The organism is Chryseobacterium sp. Leaf405 (genome assembly GCF_001425355.1).
Taxonomy (GTDB): domain Bacteria; phylum Bacteroidota; class Bacteroidia; order Flavobacteriales; family Weeksellaceae; genus Chryseobacterium.
The window spans coordinates 238,435-256,813 of record NZ_LMQN01000015.1 but is presented as its reverse complement, the minus strand read 5'-3'; the positions used below and the strand labels follow the sequence as shown (position 1 = coordinate 256,813).

The 18,379-nt window shown below is 34.9% G+C and carries 17 protein-coding genes; 9 read left to right on the top strand and 8 right to left on the bottom strand.

Annotated features, from left to right (window positions below; all coding sequences use genetic code 11):
- Positions 1–38 precede the first annotated feature (38 nt).
- The gene (locus ASG22_RS10955) at positions 39–1,325 is read left to right on the top strand and encodes an alpha/beta fold hydrolase (RefSeq protein ID WP_055984091.1); all 1,287 of its coding nucleotides are present in this window, start codon (positions 39–41) and stop codon (positions 1,323–1,325) included.
- A 48-nt stretch (positions 1,326–1,373) separates the two neighbouring features.
- Here the strand turns inward: ASG22_RS10955 and ASG22_RS20995 are convergent, their stop codons facing one another.
- Both ASG22_RS20995 and ASG22_RS10950 read right to left on the bottom strand, forming a co-directional pair.
- Positions 1,374–1,532, bottom strand: coding sequence for a hypothetical protein (locus tag ASG22_RS20995; protein ID WP_157844716.1), 159 nt, complete (start codon positions 1,530–1,532; stop codon positions 1,374–1,376).
- Between the two features lie 5 nt (positions 1,533–1,537).
- Positions 1,538–2,596 (bottom strand): Gfo/Idh/MocA family oxidoreductase, encoded by a 1,059-nt coding sequence (locus ASG22_RS10950; protein ID WP_055984088.1) that lies wholly within the window; start codon positions 2,594–2,596, stop codon positions 1,538–1,540.
- 174 nt (positions 2,597–2,770) lie between these two features.
- Here ASG22_RS10950 and ASG22_RS10945 point away from each other — a divergent pair, with 174 nt between their 5' ends.
- From ASG22_RS10945 to ASG22_RS10935, 3 genes are all read left to right on the top strand, one after another.
- Positions 2,771–5,062: a TonB-dependent siderophore receptor gene (locus ASG22_RS10945; protein ID WP_055984087.1), complete on the top strand. Its 2,292-nt coding sequence runs from the start codon at positions 2,771–2,773 to the stop codon at positions 5,060–5,062.
- Between the two features lie 92 nt (positions 5,063–5,154).
- Positions 5,155–5,670, top strand: coding sequence for a hypothetical protein (locus ASG22_RS10940; protein WP_055984084.1), 516 nt, complete (start codon positions 5,155–5,157; stop codon positions 5,668–5,670).
- Positions 5,671–5,821: 151 nt separating this feature from the next.
- Positions 5,822–6,412, top strand: a complete 591-nt coding sequence (locus tag ASG22_RS10935) for a hypothetical protein (protein WP_055984081.1) — start codon at positions 5,822–5,824, stop codon at positions 6,410–6,412.
- 115 nt (positions 6,413–6,527) lie between these two features.
- Here the strand turns inward: ASG22_RS10935 and ASG22_RS10930 are convergent, their stop codons facing one another.
- The gene (locus ASG22_RS10930) at positions 6,528–7,163 is read right to left on the bottom strand and encodes a peroxiredoxin (RefSeq protein ID WP_055984078.1); all 636 of its coding nucleotides are present in this window, start codon (positions 7,161–7,163) and stop codon (positions 6,528–6,530) included.
- A gap of 100 nt (positions 7,164–7,263) precedes the next feature.
- Between ASG22_RS10930 and ASG22_RS10925 the strand changes: the two genes are divergently transcribed.
- On the top strand, positions 7,264–8,145 hold the full coding sequence (locus ASG22_RS10925) for a mechanosensitive ion channel family protein (protein WP_055984075.1): 882 nt from the start codon (positions 7,264–7,266) through the stop codon (positions 8,143–8,145).
- Positions 8,146–8,207: 62 nt separating this feature from the next.
- On the opposite strand, the gene sucC is transcribed toward ASG22_RS10925, so the two are convergent.
- The 5 genes from sucC to ASG22_RS10900 form a co-directional block, all read right to left on the bottom strand.
- Positions 8,208–9,398, bottom strand: a complete 1,191-nt coding sequence (gene sucC / locus ASG22_RS10920; protein WP_055984072.1) for an ADP-forming succinate--CoA ligase subunit beta — start codon at positions 9,396–9,398, stop codon at positions 8,208–8,210.
- Between the two features lie 131 nt (positions 9,399–9,529).
- Positions 9,530–10,807 (bottom strand): chloride channel protein, encoded by a 1,278-nt coding sequence (locus tag ASG22_RS10915; RefSeq protein ID WP_055984069.1) that lies wholly within the window; start codon positions 10,805–10,807, stop codon positions 9,530–9,532.
- Positions 10,808–10,871: 64 nt separating this feature from the next.
- Positions 10,872–11,258: a DUF423 domain-containing protein gene (locus ASG22_RS10910; protein ID WP_055984066.1), complete on the bottom strand. Its 387-nt coding sequence runs from the start codon at positions 11,256–11,258 to the stop codon at positions 10,872–10,874.
- A gap of 1 nt (position 11,259) precedes the next feature.
- On the bottom strand, positions 11,260–12,330 hold the full coding sequence (locus tag ASG22_RS10905; RefSeq protein ID WP_055984063.1) for a hypothetical protein: 1,071 nt from the start codon (positions 12,328–12,330) through the stop codon (positions 11,260–11,262).
- Positions 12,331–12,496: 166 nt separating this feature from the next.
- Complete coding sequence (locus tag ASG22_RS10900; protein ID WP_055984060.1) at positions 12,497–13,825, bottom strand: hydroxymethylglutaryl-CoA reductase, degradative; 1,329 nt, start codon at positions 13,823–13,825, stop codon at positions 12,497–12,499.
- Between the two features lie 189 nt (positions 13,826–14,014).
- On the opposite strand from ASG22_RS10900, the gene ASG22_RS10895 reads away from it, so the two are divergent.
- The 4 genes from ASG22_RS10895 (at position 14,015) to gap (ending at position 18,339) form a co-directional block, all read left to right on the top strand.
- On the top strand, positions 14,015–15,274 hold the full coding sequence (locus ASG22_RS10895) for a putative DNA modification/repair radical SAM protein (RefSeq protein WP_055984058.1): 1,260 nt from the start codon (positions 14,015–14,017) through the stop codon (positions 15,272–15,274).
- A 122-nt stretch (positions 15,275–15,396) separates the two neighbouring features.
- Positions 15,397–16,155, top strand: coding sequence for a TIGR03915 family putative DNA repair protein (locus ASG22_RS10890; protein WP_055984055.1), 759 nt, complete (start codon positions 15,397–15,399; stop codon positions 16,153–16,155).
- 156 nt (positions 16,156–16,311) lie between these two features.
- Positions 16,312–17,298, top strand: coding sequence for a 6-phosphofructokinase (gene pfkA / locus ASG22_RS10885; RefSeq protein ID WP_055984050.1), 987 nt, complete (start codon positions 16,312–16,314; stop codon positions 17,296–17,298).
- 30 nt (positions 17,299–17,328) lie between these two features.
- The gene (gene gap / locus ASG22_RS10880) at positions 17,329–18,339 is read left to right on the top strand and encodes a type I glyceraldehyde-3-phosphate dehydrogenase (protein ID WP_055984046.1); all 1,011 of its coding nucleotides are present in this window, start codon (positions 17,329–17,331) and stop codon (positions 18,337–18,339) included.
- The last annotated feature ends 40 nt before the right edge of the window (positions 18,340–18,379 follow it).

The following is an 18,379-nucleotide window of genomic DNA, read 5'->3' as shown; positions in this document are numbered from 1 at the left end:
TTATTTAAAATTTCTTAATACTTAAAATCACACATATTATGCTGAAAGCAGGCTTAAAATTATTTCTTTTTTTCACTTTTATGATTTCTTCAAAAATATTCGGACAATATTTCCAGGTTTTCCAAACTGCTGAAATTGAAAAATATCAAGGAAAAAACTTTATTCTTGAAAGTAAAATATTTTACAAAAACGAGATCAACAATAATTCGTGGGTTGTATTAACGGCTAATTTTTTTGATGAAAAGGGCAAGGTCATGAAGAATACCATCAATAACGATGATGCCGGAAAATATTATAAAAAAGGAGAATGGAGTTCTTATCAGCTGGAAGGAAAAATTGATAAAAAGGCAAAACATATATCAATCGGAATAACGGTTGCCGGACCGGGAAGTTATTATACAGATGATTTTAAATTGTTTATAAAAGATGGAAATAGCACAGTAGAAATTCCATTAAAAAATGCAGGTTTTGAAGAAAGTTTAATAGCTCCCTGGCAATCTTATGGTGCTGATAAAAATACAAAAATGTCTCTTTCTTCGGAAAAAATGTTTTCAGGAAAGCAATCACTTCTTATTGATAACTCCAAGGTAGAAACTAAACCTACTTTTGGCAATGATAAAGAAGTCGGAAAGTTCATTGATGTCAATGGTGTAAAACTTTATTATGAAGTATATGGAAAAGGAGATCCCCTGTTGCTGATTCATGGAAATAATTCTTCGATGGCAAGTTTTGATAACCAAATTGATGTTTTAAGTAAGAAATATATGGTTATTGGTTTAGACAGCCGAGGTCAGGGAATGTCGACTTCTGATGATAAAAAGTTAACTTATGAATTGATGGCAGATGATGTAAATGTTTTTTTGGATAAAATGAATCTGAAAAATGTAAATATTTTAGGCTGGAGCGACGGAGGAAATACTGCTGTCATTTTAGGAATGGAACATCCTGAGAAAGTAAAAAAGATGGCAATTATGGGAACTGTACTTTACAATAATGAGACTTCCGTTTTTCCTGAAATCAATAAAATTCTTAATGAACAGGTAAAGGAAATGAAGAAAAACGGAGTTTCTGAAAATGACATGAACTACCGTCTTAAAATCCTTCTTCTAACAGAACCCAACATTAATCCTGATTCTTTGCAAAAAATAAAAGCACCGACTTTGGTAATGGCAGGAGAACACGATGTAATGCCCGAAAAGCACACCCAATTAATTGCAGACAAGATTCCAAACAGTAAAATGTTGATTTTTAAAGGTGGAGATCATGAAGCTCCAGCAAAAATACCTGAGAAATTCAATAAAGCAGTTTTAGATTTTTTTGAATAGTTCAGTTTAAATTAACTTTGAATATAAAAAAAGGTTAGATATTGAAATCTAACCTTTTTTTATCATCGTAAAAATACTGTAAAAAAGAAATGCAATTCCCAGTAACAGAAAACCATATTTCAGGTAGATATTATCATCAACCAATGTAAAACCAATCCCGATAAACAAAAGACCAATCACTGTAAAACTTGAACTTCTTTTTTTCATAATTTTTAACCTAATGCTACAATTTTACCTTCTTTAGAACTTTCCCAAGCTGCATCAATGATCTTCATATTCTGAATAACTTCACCTCCGGGCGACGGCAAATAATAGCCGAAAACGATGTGCTCATAGATATTCTGGTAATAATCCATGTAATTTCCAGGGTCGCTTAATGTAAGATAGGTTTCTGTTTCGTCGTTTTCATTTAAATAATTCATAATTCCATCATCCTCTTGTAGAAGTAAAGTCCAATCCTCTCCGTAAGTAGGAATGGCTCCGGCAACCAGCTCATTTTCCTGATTATCGCTTCTTTCCTGTAAAAAACTTCCTTTTTCACCATGAACAGCATAGGCATAATGCGCTTCTTTGGTAAAAACTGAAGATTTCAATCGTACTCTCAGGTCATTTGAATAGAATAAAATAATTTCGAAATAATCATTCGCAAATTCTTTTCCTTTCATGGAAAATACGTCAGCAAACAATTTCTCCGGAAAACCGAAATATTGTACCGCCTGATCCACCAAATGTGATCCTAAGTCGTGGAGAGAACCAGATCCTGTAGCGTCTGGATTTTCTTTATGAGCTTTCCCACTCGCGGTGGTACGGAACCTGTCGAAACGGATTTCCATTTCTTTTATATTGCCTAATTTGTTTTCACTAAGCACTTTCTGAACCTGAAGATAATCACGGTCGAATCTTCTGTTTTGATAAACACTTAGAAACAATCCTTTTTCTTCAGCCAATCTTACCAATTCTTCTGCTTCGGAAACATTTACAGTGAAAGGTTTTTCCACCACTACATTTTTCCCGGCTTCCAATGCCATTTTTGTATATTCAAAATGAGTCTGAACTGGAGTGTTTACTACAACCAAGTCTATATCCGCATTTTCCAGCATTTCTTCTACCGAACGATAAATCGTAGCATCAGCATATTTTTCTTTCGACTCTTCCTTGCTTCTTTCAACTATTGCCGACAAAAAAAATCCGGGGTGTTCTTTTAAAAACGGAGCATGAAACACTTTTCCACTCATCCCAAAGGCACAAAGACCAACTTTTACCAATTGCATATTATTATTTTTAACAAATATATTTATAAAATACTTTTATAAGGCATAATTGTCTCAATTTGAGTGCACAAAACTTGTTAAAAACATGATAAAACTCATGTACTTTATTTTGAATCAATCTAAATAACAATTTACATTTGCGGCTTATTTAAAACCACTCTAAATAAAGTAAGAATGAAAAAACAGCTGGTAACCTTAGGATTGTTATTCACAGTGGCATCCTTAAATGCACAAATGAAAAATGCTGAAGCTGATACAGTAAAAGTTCAGACCATTGAAGACGTCAATCTCTACAAAACCGGAAATCCCAATAAAGCAAGATCGTTATCCACAAAGTCGAATCTGACGGTAATGGAAACACCACAGCCGATTGCTATCGTTTCTCACGAAATTATTGAACAGCAACAGGCAAAACAACTTAGCGATGTTTTACAAAATGTAAACGGAATGTACGTAACCTCATCCAGAGGAAATTCTCAGGACAGTTTTGGCGGACGTGGTTTTATCTTGGGAAATGACAATATTTTCAAAAACGGTTCAAGAATCAACAGCGGAGTTTTTCCGGAAGTCAGCGGATTGGAAAGAGTTGAAGTGCTGAAAGGAGCCAACGCCATGCTTTACGGAAATACAGCTGCAGGCGGAGTTATCAACATGATTACTAAAAAACCTAAATTCAATTTCGGAGGAAGTGTAGGAATGAGCGCAGGAAGCTGGAATTCTTACAAACCAACGGTAGATATTTACGGACCTTTATCGAAAAATATTGCATTTAGAGTAAACGGAGCTTACGAACATGCGCAAAGTTTCAGAGATGTTGTAGAGTCTGAAAAGTATTATTTCAATCCTTCATTCTTATTTAATTTAAGTCCGAAATCTCAATTAATTGTAGAAGCAGATTATCTTAAAAATAATTTCACCCCGGATTTTGGAATTGGATCTATTACCAACAAAGATCAAAGTTATTCTTTAAATACAGGATTAGGAAGAAATGTATTTTTAGGAACAGACTGGCAATATCAAAATGTAGAACAGGTTTCTACCAACGTTACCTTTAATCATCAGTTTACAGAAAAGTGGTCGTTAAATGCAACTGCATCATATCAAAACTACACAAAAGATTATTTTTCAACAGAAAGAGTACAGTGGATATATGATACTAAAGATGCTGCAGTAGATCCTAACAGACTATCCTGGAAAAGACCTTTTGGTAAAACATATAACGAACAAAACTATACTTCGGCGCAGGTAAATATTAATGGTGAGTTTAATACAGGAAAAATTAATCATAAAGTTCTAATTGGTTCTGATGCAGATTACAGCCAGGCAGATGCTTATACATATACGATCACTGCACCAGTAAACCTTTTATATTTAGACGATCCTTCTACTTGGGGCAACGTTGGAATGCCGAATGCTACTAATAATACAAAAAATAGGATTAATACAAGAAGAATTGGTCTTTATGCACAGGATTATATTAGCTTAACAAAAGAATTTAAAGTAATAGCAGGTCTAAGATGGTCTTATATAGAAAACATGCCAACATTAACGACTCGTTTTACACTAAATGATAAAATTGAAGTTGCTAATTCCTCAACATCAGATAATGCAATTTCTCCAAAAGTAGGAATTGTATATGCTCCAAATGAAAATCTCTCAGTTTTTGCAACTTATACTAATTCGTTTGCTTCAAATGCAGGATATACATCAGATCAATTCGGTACGGTAAATACCAGCCAATCTGCAACACAAATTCAAAATCAGCTTGGTACCTTATCAAGACAAAGTATAAAACCCTCAACAGTTGATCAGTATGAAGTAGGTATTAAAAAGAACTTCTGGAACAATGCGTTAGCGGTTAACCTAACGGCTTACCAGATCATGTATAACAACTATTATCAAACATATTGGTTTGTTTCTACAATTACACCCAATGCAGCACCAGTAAATTCAACAGATACAAATCTTAAAGAATTTGCCGGAGATATGAGAAGCCGTGGTGTGGAATTAGACATTACAGGAAACCCGACAGAAAATTTATCAATAATCGGAGGTTTCTCTTACAATAATTCGGTTTACCTAAACACTCCTGAAAAAGGTTATGTAGAAGAACAGCGATTGGTAAGAACACCGGCTACAACTGCTAATGCATCTATATTCTATAAATTCACCAAATACGCTCCGGGGTTGAGAATTGGCGCAGGTATTTACTATATCGGTGACAGAATTGCAGGATGGAATGATACAAAATCTACCAATGTAAGCAGAGGCAATGTAACCAGAATGTTTGAATTAAAAGATTACACCACAGTTTCTGTTTCCGCAGGTTACGAATGGAAAAAATTCATGATTCAGGCAAAAGTGGGTAACTTGTTTGATGTTGACAACTATAATGTACACGAAAATTATTCCGTAAACCCAATTACACCAAGGAATTATTATGTTACTCTGACGTATAAACTTTAAAAATTAAATAACAGTAATAATTTCTTCATATAAAGTGGAAGTTGCAATTTTGCAGCTTCCACTTTTGAACTTATAAAAATAAACGATACAATATGGATAAGATTAAAGACACAAGAAGTTTCATGAGAATTACACACCGGTATCTGGGATATTTCCTTGCCGGAATTATGGCTGTCTACGGATTGAGCGGTGTTTTATTGGTGTACAGAGATACAGATTTCCTCAAAAAAGAAAAAAATTACGATAAGGTAATCGAAAAAAATCTATCTGAAAAAGAACTGGGAAAAGAACTGAAAATCAAAAATTTTGAAGTTGAAAAAACGGAAGGAACAGTTTTGAAATTCAAACAGGGAACTTACAACGCAGCGACGGGAGAAGCAAAATATTCAAAGAAAGAATTGCCTTTTGTATTGGATAAGATGACTAAACTTCACAAATCCCAATCTAAAGATGCTATTTCTCCGCTAAGCACATTTTTCGGGCTTTCACTTTTCTTTTTTGTAATTTCAAGCTTCTGGATGTTTAATCCTAAGAGCAAAGTTTTCAAGCGAGGAATGATTTTCGCAATCGCAGGATTAATTGTTTCTATTTTGCTTTTACTTATTTAACATAATTTCTATAAATGTTAAAAATTATACTGATATTCTCTTTATTCACCTCTCTATGATTTTTATGAAATTGCCACAGGATTGATTGTGGCACATTTATTGTTCAGCTATTCATCAAATAATAAATGTTAATTTTTAAAAATAATAAATTATGAAAAAATTAATTCTATCAGGAATATTCGCAGTAGCAGGTTTAGCTTCAACTATGAATGCTCAAATTCAAGAAGGGAACTGGTTAGTAGGAAGTAGCCTTTTATCCAGTAACTTCGGACTAAATACAGGTGGTGGTTACAATATCGCAATTCAGCCAAAAGCAGCATATTTTATTAAAGATAACGTAGCAATTGGTGGATATGTTAATTTAGGTATCAGCAAAGTTACTAACGGAAGTCCTACAAGATTTGATTATGCAGTGGGAGGTTTAGGACGTTACTATCTATCTCCGGGTGAAAAAGGCGTTGATAACTTGTTAAACCACGGAAGATGGTTCTTCGAAGGTAACGTAGGTATTGGTGGATCATCAGTAGAAAGCGGAAATTCAACAACTGGACTTGATTTCGGTGTTGGTCCTGGTTATTCTTACTTTATCACTCCTAATATCGGTGTTGAAGGTTTGGTTAAATACCAAGGTCAGTCAGGATTTGGTAACGAAGGATTAAATTCAAACATTACCTTCAATGTAGGATTTAGTATTTATTTGCCAACTTCTAAAGGTAAGCAGATCATCAACGAAGCAAAATAAAAATCACTTCACCAATTCACATTCACATACACACTTATTAATTGAAATCGCCCTGAAATTTTTTTCGGGGCGATTTTCGTACAAATTAAAACTAAACTATAAAAAATCAAATAAATCATGTATTCGGTTGAGGCGTATATCTTAGATACGGCTTTATTTCTGTCACTCCCTTCGGGAATATTTTCTTGGCATCTTCCGTAGAAATCGTTGGTGGAACGATAACATCCTCACCTTCTTTCCAATTAACAGGAGTCGCAATTTTATGTGAATCTACTAACTGAAGAGAATCTAAAACTCTTAGAATTTCATTAAAATTTCTTCCTGTAGAAGCCGGATATGTAATAATCAATCTAACCTTCTTTGCAGGATCAATAATTAATAAAGAACGAACTGTCGCTGTAACTGAGGCATTCGGATGAATAAAATCATACAGTTCAGAAATTTTCCTGTCTTTATCAGCAATAATAGGAAACTGTACGTCTGTATTCTGAGTTTCATTAATATCTTTAATCCAGTTTTGATGATCTTCTACTCCATCTACGCTTAAAGCTATCACTTTCGTTCCTCTCCTTTCAAATTCTTCCTTCAGTTTTGAGGTATATCCAAGTTCAGTCGTGCAAACCGGAGTATAATCTGCCGGATGTGAAAATAAAATTCCCCATGAATCACCTAAATATTCGTAAAAATTAAGATCACCTGAAGACGTTTCTGCCTGAAAGTCCGGTGCTGTATCTCCTAGTTTTATTGACATAATATTTTGTTCTTATTAGTCTACAAATTTAGTAGACTTTTTGAGACTGGCAAAATATTTGTTGAAAATTTTTCTATATTTAATAAAATAATTAATCTTTATGGAGAAAAGTAGTCTCAGCTACCTGGATGTTGTATACAGAGTGTTGGAAAATTGGTATTTGAAATTTGCAGAACTCACCCCAAAATTGATTGTCGGGATTATTGTTTTTTCTTTTTTCCTTATTACAAGTAAGTATTTAAGTATATTTTCAGTCAAAATATTTCATAAGTTTTTTCCAAAAAGCAAAAGAGAAAGTTCATTAAGTACCGTTATCGGAGTTTTCAGATTTCTGATCATGATTATGGGTACTTTCATTGCATTGGAAATCATGGGATTCAGTGGATTCTTATGGAAATTTATCGGAAGTCTGGGAGTTGCCGGGGTGATTGCCGGGGTTGCGCTGAAAGATTTAGTTTCGAGTATATTCTCCGGAATGCTGATCGGAATTGATAAAGCCTTCAAAGTCGGAGATTATATTATCATCGGAGCAAATTCCGGAACCGTGCAGGAAATTGGTCTGTTAACCACAAAAATCATTACAGACGACGGCAAAAAAGTATATGTCCCGAATCAGGTTATTTTTAATGCACCTTTTTCCAATGTTACTGCTTCACCACAACGAAGAATCATTTTAAATTTTGAAATTCCGGCAGATGAAGACATCAACAAAGCACAATTAGGAATTCTGGAAGTGATAAAAAATTTAGAAAGTATCGACAGAACTGATGCGGTAGAAGTAATTTTCACTGATTTAAAGCAAGGTGTATTTAATTTACAGGCAAAATTCTGGATGAAAGTCGGTGCTAACATGGTACAGTTGAAAAGTGAAGCCTTACTTAAAATTAAACAACGTCTGGATTCTGATCATATACAATTGGTAACTCCGACAAGCATTAATATTACCGGTGGAGAAAATTTAATCAACGAAAATCACGATTAATATCAACAAAAAAACCGCTTAATATTAAGCGGTTTTTGTTTATAGAAAAGTTTAGTTTAAAATTAAGCTAAAACTTCTTTTACTTTGTTTGCGGCTTCTTCCAAAGTAATTGCAGAGTGTACCGGAAGACCAGACTCGTCAATTAATTTTTTAGCTTCTACAGCGTTAGTTCCTTGCAATCTTACGATCAATGGAACCGGAAGGCTACCCATTGCTTTATAAGCATCTACAACACCTTGTGCAACTCTGTCGCATCTTACGATACCTCCAAAGATATTAATCAAGATCGCTTTTACGTTTGGATCTCTCAAGATGATTCCAAAAGCAGTCTGTACTCTTGCAGCATCAGCAGTACCTCCCACGTCCAGGAAGTTAGCAGGGTTACCGCCAGATAATTTGATGATGTCCATAGTCGCCATTGCAAGACCAGCTCCGTTTACCATACAAGCAACGTTACCGTCTAACTTTACGAAGTTAAGACCAGCTTCACCAGCTTCAACATCGATAGGATCTTCTTCTCTTGTATCTCTAAGCGCTTCAAGATCTTTGTGACGGAACAATGAGTTACCATCCAATGTTACTTTAGCATCTACAGCGATAATTTTGTTATCAGAAGTTTTCAAAACCGGGTTGATTTCGAAAAGAGAAGCATCAATTCCCACATAAGCGTTATATAAAGAAGTGATGAATTTTGTGAATTCTTTGAAAGCATTCCCTTCAAGACCTAAGTTGAAAGCAATTTTTCTAGCCTGGAAACCTTGAAGACCCAAAGCAGGATCAATTAATTCATTGTGGATTAAATGAGGCGTTACTTCTGCAACATGCTCAATATCCATACCACCTTCAGTAGAATATACAATTGTATTTTTACCTTCAGCTCTGTCTAAAAGAATAGAAACATAAAATTCTTTAGTTTCAGATTCTCCAGGATAATAAACGTCTTCTGCAACCAATACAGAGTTTACCAATTTACCTTCAGCAGAAGTTTGTGGAGTTACCAACTGCATTCCGATGATATTCTGAGCGTTTTCTTTAAGTTTATCCATGTTTGGAGAGAACTTAACACCACCACCTTTACCACGACCACCTGCGTGAATCTGTGCTTTTACAACCCAAGCCTGAGCTCCAGTTTCAGCAGTCAGTTTTTCAGCAGCTGCTACAGCTTCTTCTACGTTGTTTGCAACAAAACCACGTTGGATAGCTACTCCATACTTTGATAAAATCTCTTTTGATTGATACTCGTGAAGATTCATATTATTTTTATTATTTTATTTTAATAGTTAAAGGTTGACAAATTTACTAAAAAGACATGGAAGTTCAAGTTTATTGACTTAAAATTTAAAGTTCAAAACGTTTGATTTTTAACATATCTGTCATATTCGCATTATTCTTCAGCCAATTTTTCAGACTGCGAACCGATAAAGGGAATTTTCGGTGCCAAAAAATATCCTGTCAAACTTGCAAAAAGTATCGGAACGAAATAAGTAAAGCCCGTTAATGTTCCCAAAATAATTGTCGTACTCATAGGAGTTCTTGTTACACATGCATTAATGGCAGCCATGCAGCTCACAATCGCCAATGTTGTATCAACACTTGGAAATATATTATGAATAATCAACCCTAAAGTGGTTCCAACAAAGAAAAGCGGGATAATAAAACCGCCTCTCCATCCGGAAGTTACGGTAACCGCAATAGCTATTATCTTAAAAATTAGGATTAAAATTAAAAAGTTCAAAGCAAAATCTCCGTTGATTAACTGCTTGATTTCGTTATGACCAAAATATCTTGTTAATGGAAAATAGAAAGCAATAATTCCAAGAACAATCCCACCAACTAATGTTTTAATATAAATGGGAAATTTTCTGTATTCAAAAACTTTCTTGAAAAATTTTACGACAAAAATGAAAATCCAGCCAAATAAAGTTCCCACAATTCCAAACAAAGAAGCGTAAAGAAAATCGTAGACTCCCGTGTAATGATACGCTTTTAAATCCCAAGTCGCCCCGATTCCCAAATGAATAATCAGCGCAAACATCAGATAACTGAAACAGCTTGCCACTAACGCCGGAATAATCGCTTTGTAATATTCAACTGCGTGCTTATGATGAAGAATTTCCAATGAAAAAAGACTTCCACCAAGCGGAGCTCCAAAAAGCGCGGTAAAACCTGAAGCCATTCCGGCGATGCTTAAGGAACGTAACTCTTCACCTTTCAACCTGAATAATTTTCCAAGATAAGTTCCTGTAGAACCCGTCACCTGAACTAAAGGCGCTTCCGGACCTAAGCTTCCACCCGATGCGACACAAAAAAGTGATGACAGAATCATGGAAGGATTATTTTTCGGATCTAATTTTCCTTTATTGAATCTGATATTATTAACAATTAAATGAATTTCTCCCGGATCTCCGATGAAATGAATAACCAAACCTGCCAGAAGACCGGAAATTGCCATTGTGGGAATTACCATCCAACCTTGAAATTCAGCTAAAAATTCCGTGAAATGTTCGAGGACAATCCAATACAATCCGGCGATAATTCCGCCGACCAAACCCGTAATTGCCCACATAAAAAAAGTACGACTGAATACAAACGGATTAAACCTCATCGGTTGATCCAAAAGATTAAATGTTCGTATTAATCGTCGTCTTCTGTTGATTTTCATTTTAATTTATTTTTAAAATTACGATCATCATTTGTTAAAATATTTGTTGAGGTTTTCTAATAAACTAAACTCTGTTTTTAACAAAGTAAAAAATAAGCATTGCCCAGCTTAGAATCATAAATAAACCTCCAAGCGGTGTAATCGGTCCTAAAAATTTCAAATTTGCGCCTAAATAATCCTGCAAACTCAATAAATAAATACTGAAAGAAAACAACATCGTTCCTGCAATCATTAAAATAGAAATCCATTTTTGAGATGAATTATCAAATTTTAAAATGTATCCAACAATCAATAAAAAGAAAGCAGCATACATTTGATATCTTACTCCTGTTTCAAAACTTTCAAGTCTTTCCACAGACAAAATTTTCTTTAAAGCGTGCGCGCCAAATGCCCCTAAAATAACGGATAACATTCCGTAAACAGCACCAAAAACTAAAGTAATTGTTTTCATTTTATAATTCTTCTAATTCTAATTTTAAATATTTTTTTGTTTGATAATCCTGCCACGTTCCTACGATCTTATCCCCTTTTACTTCGGCTTCTATATAAGCTTTAATAATCCATTGATTGGTTTCTTCGCTGTAATAATCGTTTTCAATAACGGAAATATGGTTTCCTTTCAATTTTCCGTTCCACTCGATCAGTTTTTTATTCTTATCATACCAATATTTTGCAGAGAAAGAACCGTCTTCGTATATTGTATTAATTAAAACCGTAATTGGATATTTTCCATCAATTTTTCCTTTATACAGTTTATTATGAATATTGGTAGAATCAACTTTTTCAGAACTAGACAATAGATTTTTAGCGTAAGAATTCCAATATTTATCCAAATTTTTATACGGAATTTCAACAACATGACTTCCAAGATCATCCAACGCTCTCATCGCATGGTTTGAACATCTTCCGGCTATAAATCTAATTTTATCTTTTGCGAAATAATATTCAATTCCATCTAAAGTAAAATCTGTGAAACAATCTTCATACATAGAAATCTGAGCTAAAGTATCTTCTGAAGGATTTTTTTCTGCTTTTAATTGAACAATGAAATCATTAACCTCTTTTTTTACACTTTTCTGAATTAAATTTTCAACCGCTTTTATTGAATTTGGCTGAAATAAATCCTTAGCATTAATAAAATTTCCTGTTCTTAAATCAAAATTCTTCCAGATATCAAAACCTTCCGGATACGCTCCTGAAGCTTCTCCACTAATGGCAATACTCAAAATATTTTTGGGTGTTTCCAGTTTTTCCCAACTATAGAAATAAACATAGTTGGAGTATGAGGTTTTTCCCGTAGAAACCAATTTTGAAGGCGTTCCTTCCGCTCCGGGAATGTATTCTAATTGGTCAACCTGTAAAAAAGTATTAATCTTATTTTCAACTAAAGGTTTTTCTGTGTAAGTAATTTTAGGAAAAGTAAAATCTTCAGACTTTGGTTGTAAATCGGTAATTTTTACACTTTTCTGTTGTGAAAAACTTAAACATGAAATCAACAAAAAGAATAAAATTTTCCGTTTCATTATTTTGATGCTAAATACATTAAAATAAATTTGGCGACCAAAGCCGAAATTCCTAATATGATAAACATAACAGAAAATCTTTTTGAACTCTGAAAATCCTTTACGTTGGTCATTTTCAAAAAAATCCCGAACGTCAGAATAAGAACTGATACAATAATTCCAAACATTATTGCCCTCTTAGTCTGTTAAATTCATTGATAACCTCGTGATGGCTCACCGTTTTATCTTTGAAATACGTCACAAAATGCAACTTTTCTTCTTCCGTTGCGCCCATTTGGTTTAAAATATTCAGTAAGTGCATTTTCATGTGCCCTTTTTGAATTCCTGTTGTTACCAAAGAACGTAGCGCACCAAAATTCTGAGCCAAACCAGAAACCGCCAAAATACTCATCAATTCCTGGGCAGAAGGCTTTCCAAGAAGTGCCAAAGAGAATTTTACCAACGGATGAAGATTTGTTAAACCTCCCACGACACCCACAGAAATCGGAAGATCAATCCAAAATCTGAAAATTCCGTTATCAATTGTACAATGCGTTAATGAGGAATATTTCCCGTCTTTCGCTGCGTAAGCATGTGCACAGGCTTCTGTTGCTCTGAAATCATTTCCGGTTGCGATAACCACAGCATCTACTCCATTCATGATTCCTTTATTGTGAGTGGTTGCTCTGAAAGGTTCGATTTCGGCGATCGTAACTGCCTGCTTGAATTTTCTAGCAAATTCTTCGTTAGAAATCCCGCTGTCGTCTTTTAAATCTTCAATTTTACAGGAAACCTCAGCTCTTACGATGCAATCCGGAGTGAAATTGGAAAGAATATTCATCACAATCTGTAAAGAATTCTTTTCTTCCTGTGAAAAATCTTCGCTGGTTGCCACTTCCTGCTTTAAAGTCTTCCCAAACTGCTCCAGACAAGAATTAATAAAGTTGGCACCCATTGAATCGACCGTATCGAAACTTGCTTTCAGCTGGTAATAATTGGGCATTTCAGCAGTTTTATCAACTAGTTTTATATCCAAAATTCCACCGCCGCGATTTCTCATGTTCGCTGTAATGTCATTGGTCGCTTCAATTAATTTTTTCTTTAGATTGAAATTAAAGAAATGCTGTAATTTATGAGATTCTACATCGAAAATAAAGTGAGTGTGACCTAATTTTTCAGTATTGATGATTGTCGTTTTAAAACCTCCTTTATCAATCCAGAATTTTGCAGCTTTAGAAGCCGCAGCCACTACAGAACTTTCCTCAACAGCCATCGGAAGTGCAAATAATTTCCCGTCAATTAAAAAGTTCGGAGCAATACCGTACGGCATATAGAAATTGGAAATGGTATTTTCAGAAAATTCGTCGTGAAGCTTCTGCAAATCAGCATTTTCGTTCCAATATTGGTTTAATATATGTTGATATTCTGAGTTTCCTTCAAGGTATTCGTTAACAAGCCAATCGATTTTCCCCTGCTTTGTTAATTTGGAAAAACCTTCAACGGGTTTATGATTCATATGGATAAGTTTAACTGCCTGTAAAATTGCAAATTTGCGACTTCACGCATAAATTAATGACCGTAAATATACTAATTTTGTTACGTTAAACTGTTGATAACTTCCATGAAAAAAGATTGATATTTATCAATTTTGGAACTAACTTTGAACTGAAAATTATATTCAGAATTAACAATTTCAATTAAAAATATGAATTTTGACCGCCTGAAAGAAAAACTCGAAATCCTTGCCGATGCAGCGAAATATGATGTTTCCTGCTCATCCAGCGGAGGTTCGAGAAAAAATAAAAAAGGCGCTTTGGGAGACAGCTCTGCAAGCGGGATTTGTCATACCTACACCGAAGACGGGCGGTGTGTTTCGCTTCTCAAAATTCTCCTAACCAATCATTGTATTTACGATTGTGCCTACTGTGTCTCCAGAAGTTCAAACGATATAAAAAGAGCTGCCTTTACCGTTGAAGAAGTGGTTGATTTAACCATTAATTTTTATCGTAGAAATTATATTGAAGGCTTATTTTTAAGTTCCGGAATTTTCAAAAATGCAGATACGACGATGGAACGTTTGGTTCGTGTGGCGAAGAAACTACGTTTGGAGGAAAATTTCAACGGATATATTCATTTAAAATCGATTCCTGGAGCAAGTGATGAGCTGATGCAGGAAGCTGCTTTGTACGCCGACAGATTATCTATTAATCTTGAAATTCCTACCGAAAGCGGATTGAAATTATTGGCTCCTGAAAAAAATCGACAGGATATGCTTAATCCGATGAAATATATTCAGAACGGAATTGCACAATATAAAGACGAAAAGAAAATTTTCAGAAAAGTACCAAAGTTTGCTCCGGCTGGGCAATCTACACAAATGATTGTGGGTGCAACCAATGAAAACGATTTGCAAATCATTAAAGTTGCCGATCATTTTTATAAAAATTTTAACCTAAAAAGAGTATATTATTCCGGATATGTTCCTGTTTTGGAAGATAAAAGGCTGCCTTCTTTAACCACAGAAGTTCCGATGCTAAGAGAAAACCGTTTGTATCAATCGGATTGGCTGATGCGCTTTTATGGTTTTAAAGCGGAAGAAATATTAGATCCGAATATGCCTTTTCTTGATCTGGAAGTTGATCCTAAATTGAGTTGGGCATTGCGAAATCTCGATCAGTTTCCTGTAAATCTGCAGACTGCCGATTATCAGATGATATTAAGAATTCCCGGAATTGGTGTAAAAACGGCCAAGAAAATTGTGAGCGCAAGACGTTTTCAGGTTTTAAATATGGATCATTTGAAAAAGTTGGGAGCGGCAGTGAACCGGGCAAGATATTTTATTGATTTCAATGCAGGAAATGCTTATCTGAAATATTTAACAGATCAGAATTTGAAAAAATTACTAATTGGCGGAAGTTCTTCGAAGTTTCATAATCAGTTTTCGCAGCAGTTAACTTTGTTTTAACAAATATTCACACAGTCATTCAGAACAAAACAAAGTGAAGAATTTATTAAAAAGTAGATTTTTCCTAACATCGAAATGACAATCGCAGAAAATAATTAAATTGCTAAATTTTACATTAATAAATGACCACCCTACTCTACGACGGAAGTTTCGATGGACTTTTCACAGCGATATTTGAAGTTTTCGAATACCGATACAAAGACGTGGAAATTGCGAGCAGAGAGAGATTTCATCAGGAGAATATTTTTGCAGAAATTCATGAAGTAATTACTCAAAATGATAAATCAGAAAGGGTTTTAAATAAATTAGAACAAAGTATAGGAAAGTCAGGAATTCACGAATTATTAAAAGTCTATTTGTCGGAAGAATCGGATCTGGAGCAGCTTATTTTATCTGCTGTCAGGCAGTCGATCAAACATCCGGAAGAAAATATTTTACAGAATTATGCGGATAATGATATTTTAAAAATCTCAAAAATCAGCAAATCAGTAAGCAGAGAAAGACATCGGATGACCGCTTTTGTCCGTTTTGAAAAAATGCAGGACGGCGTTTTTTTTGCTAAAATTGATCCCGATTTTAACGTTGTCCCTTTAATTCGAAAACATTTTAAAGACCGCTATCAGGATCAGAAATGGATGATCTACGACCTGAGACGAAATTACGGATTGCTGTATGATCTGGAAATCTGCGATTTCTTTTATCCTGAAGAAAAATTAGATCTCAATAAATACCAGCAAAAATTTCATGATGAAGAACAGAATTATCAGACGCTCTGGCAGCGTTATTTTACGAAGACCAATATTATTGAAAGAAAAAATCTTAAATTACATATTCAGCATGTTCCAAGGAGATATTGGAAGTATTTAACAGAGAAGAACTGATGAAAATACGGCTTCGAATTTCATACATTAAAAATATAAATTTTTTCCTATCAATTTCATATAAAATTACAGGATACTAAAGGATGAAAAGTATGTGCAAGATACTATCGTTATCTCAACTTGTTTTTGTAAATTTGTGTTCGAAATTTTTACTAAATGAAAGAGAGTGCAGTAAAAAAAATTGCGGTTCTTACTTCAGGAGGAGATTCTCCGGGTATGAATGCAGCATTGAGAGCGGTGGTAAGAACTGCTAATTATTATGACATAGAATGCTACGGAGTCAGAGAAGGCTATAACGGTCTTATCCACGGGGATTTGCTGAAAATGGGACCTCGTTCCGTAAAAAATATAATCAACCAGGGTGGAACTATTCTAAAATCTGCCAGATCCGCTGAATTCAGAACTAAAGAAGGTCGCCAGCAAGCTTATGACAATTGCGTAAAATATGGAATTGACGGTTTGGTTTGTATCGGTGGAGACGGAACTTTCACGGGAGCCAAAATATTTAATGAAGAATTTGGAATCCGCGTAATTGGTGTGCCGGGAACAATTGACAATGATATTTTCGGAACCGATAACACAATCGGTTATGATACGGCATTAAATACAGCAATGGATGCAATTGATAAAATCCGTGACACGGCAACTTCTCATAACAGAGTTTTCTTTATAGAAGTAATGGGTCGTGATGCAGGCTTTATCGCCTTAAACAGTGGATTGGCAACCGGAGCTCTCGACATTCTTATTCCCGAGAAAAAAGATAGTATCGACGAGCTTTTTGCCAACTTCAAAACTGCTGAAAAATCAGGAAAATCTTCAAGCATTGTAGTGGTAGCGGAAGGTGAAAAATTAGCAAACGTTTACGAATTAGCCGAAAAAACAAAACTTTCTTTCCCTGATTATGATATTCGTGTGGCCATTTTGGGTCATATGCAGAGAGGAGGTTCTCCTAGCTGTGCCGACAGAGTTTTGGCAAGCAGATTAGGCTACGGGGCAGTAACAGGATTAATGGAAGGAAAAACAAATGTAATGGCAGGAATGCGTTCCAATGATGTTGTTTATACGCCTATCGAAGAAGCCATTAAAAAACACAATGAAATCAATCAGGATCTTTTATTGATTTCAGAAATTTTAGCAATCTAATATTTTTAAATATAATTAAAACAAACTATTATGTCAACAATTAAAGTAGGTATCAACGGGTTTGGTAGAATCGGTCGTCTTGTTTTCAGAGCAATGACTGAAAGAGACAACATCGAAGTAGTAGGAATTAACGACCTTATCGATGCTACATACATGGCTTATATGCTTAAATATGATTCTGTACACGGTATTTTCCCGGGTGAAGTTTCTGTAGAAGGTAACGACCTTGTCGTAAACGGAAAAAGAATCAGAGTAACTGCTGAAAGAGACCCTAGCAACCTAAAGTGGAACGAAATCGGTGCAGATTACGTTGTAGAATCTACAGGTTTATTCTTAGATAAAGACAGTGCTGCAAAACATATTACGGCAGGTGCTAAGAAAGTAATTCTTTCTGCTCCTTCTAAAGATGATACTCCAATGTTTGTAATGGGTGTAAACCACACAGAACTTACAGACGATGTAAAAATCTTGTCAAACGCTTCTTGTACGACTAACTGTTTAGCTCCTTTGGCTAAAGTTATCCACGATAACTTCGGAATCGTAGAAGGTCTGATGACGACGGTACACGCTACAACAGCAACTCAAAAAACTGTTGACGGTCCTTCAGCTAAGGATTGGAGAGGTGGTAGAGCTGCTCTAAACAATATTATCCCTTCTTCTACAGGTGCTGCAAAAGCGGTAGGAAAAGTAATTCCTTCATTGAACGGAAAATTAACAGGTATGTCTTTCAGAGTACCAACTGTTGACGTTTCTGTAGTAGATTTAACAGTAAGATTAGAAAAAGCTACTTCTTATGACGAAATCTGTGCTGCAATCAAGACTGCTTCAGAAGGTGAATTAAAAGGTATTCTTGGATACACTGAAGATGCTGTAGTTTCTCAAGACTTCATCGGAGACAAGAGAACTTCAATCTTCGATAAAGACGCTGGTATCATGCTTTCTCCTAACTTCGTAAAACTTGTTTCTTGGTATGACAACGAAATGGGTTATTCTAACAAGTTAGTTGATATGTTGATTCATGCGGCTTCTTTGTCTAACTAATAAAGTTTTTAGCTTGAAATAAAAAACAACCTCCCGATTG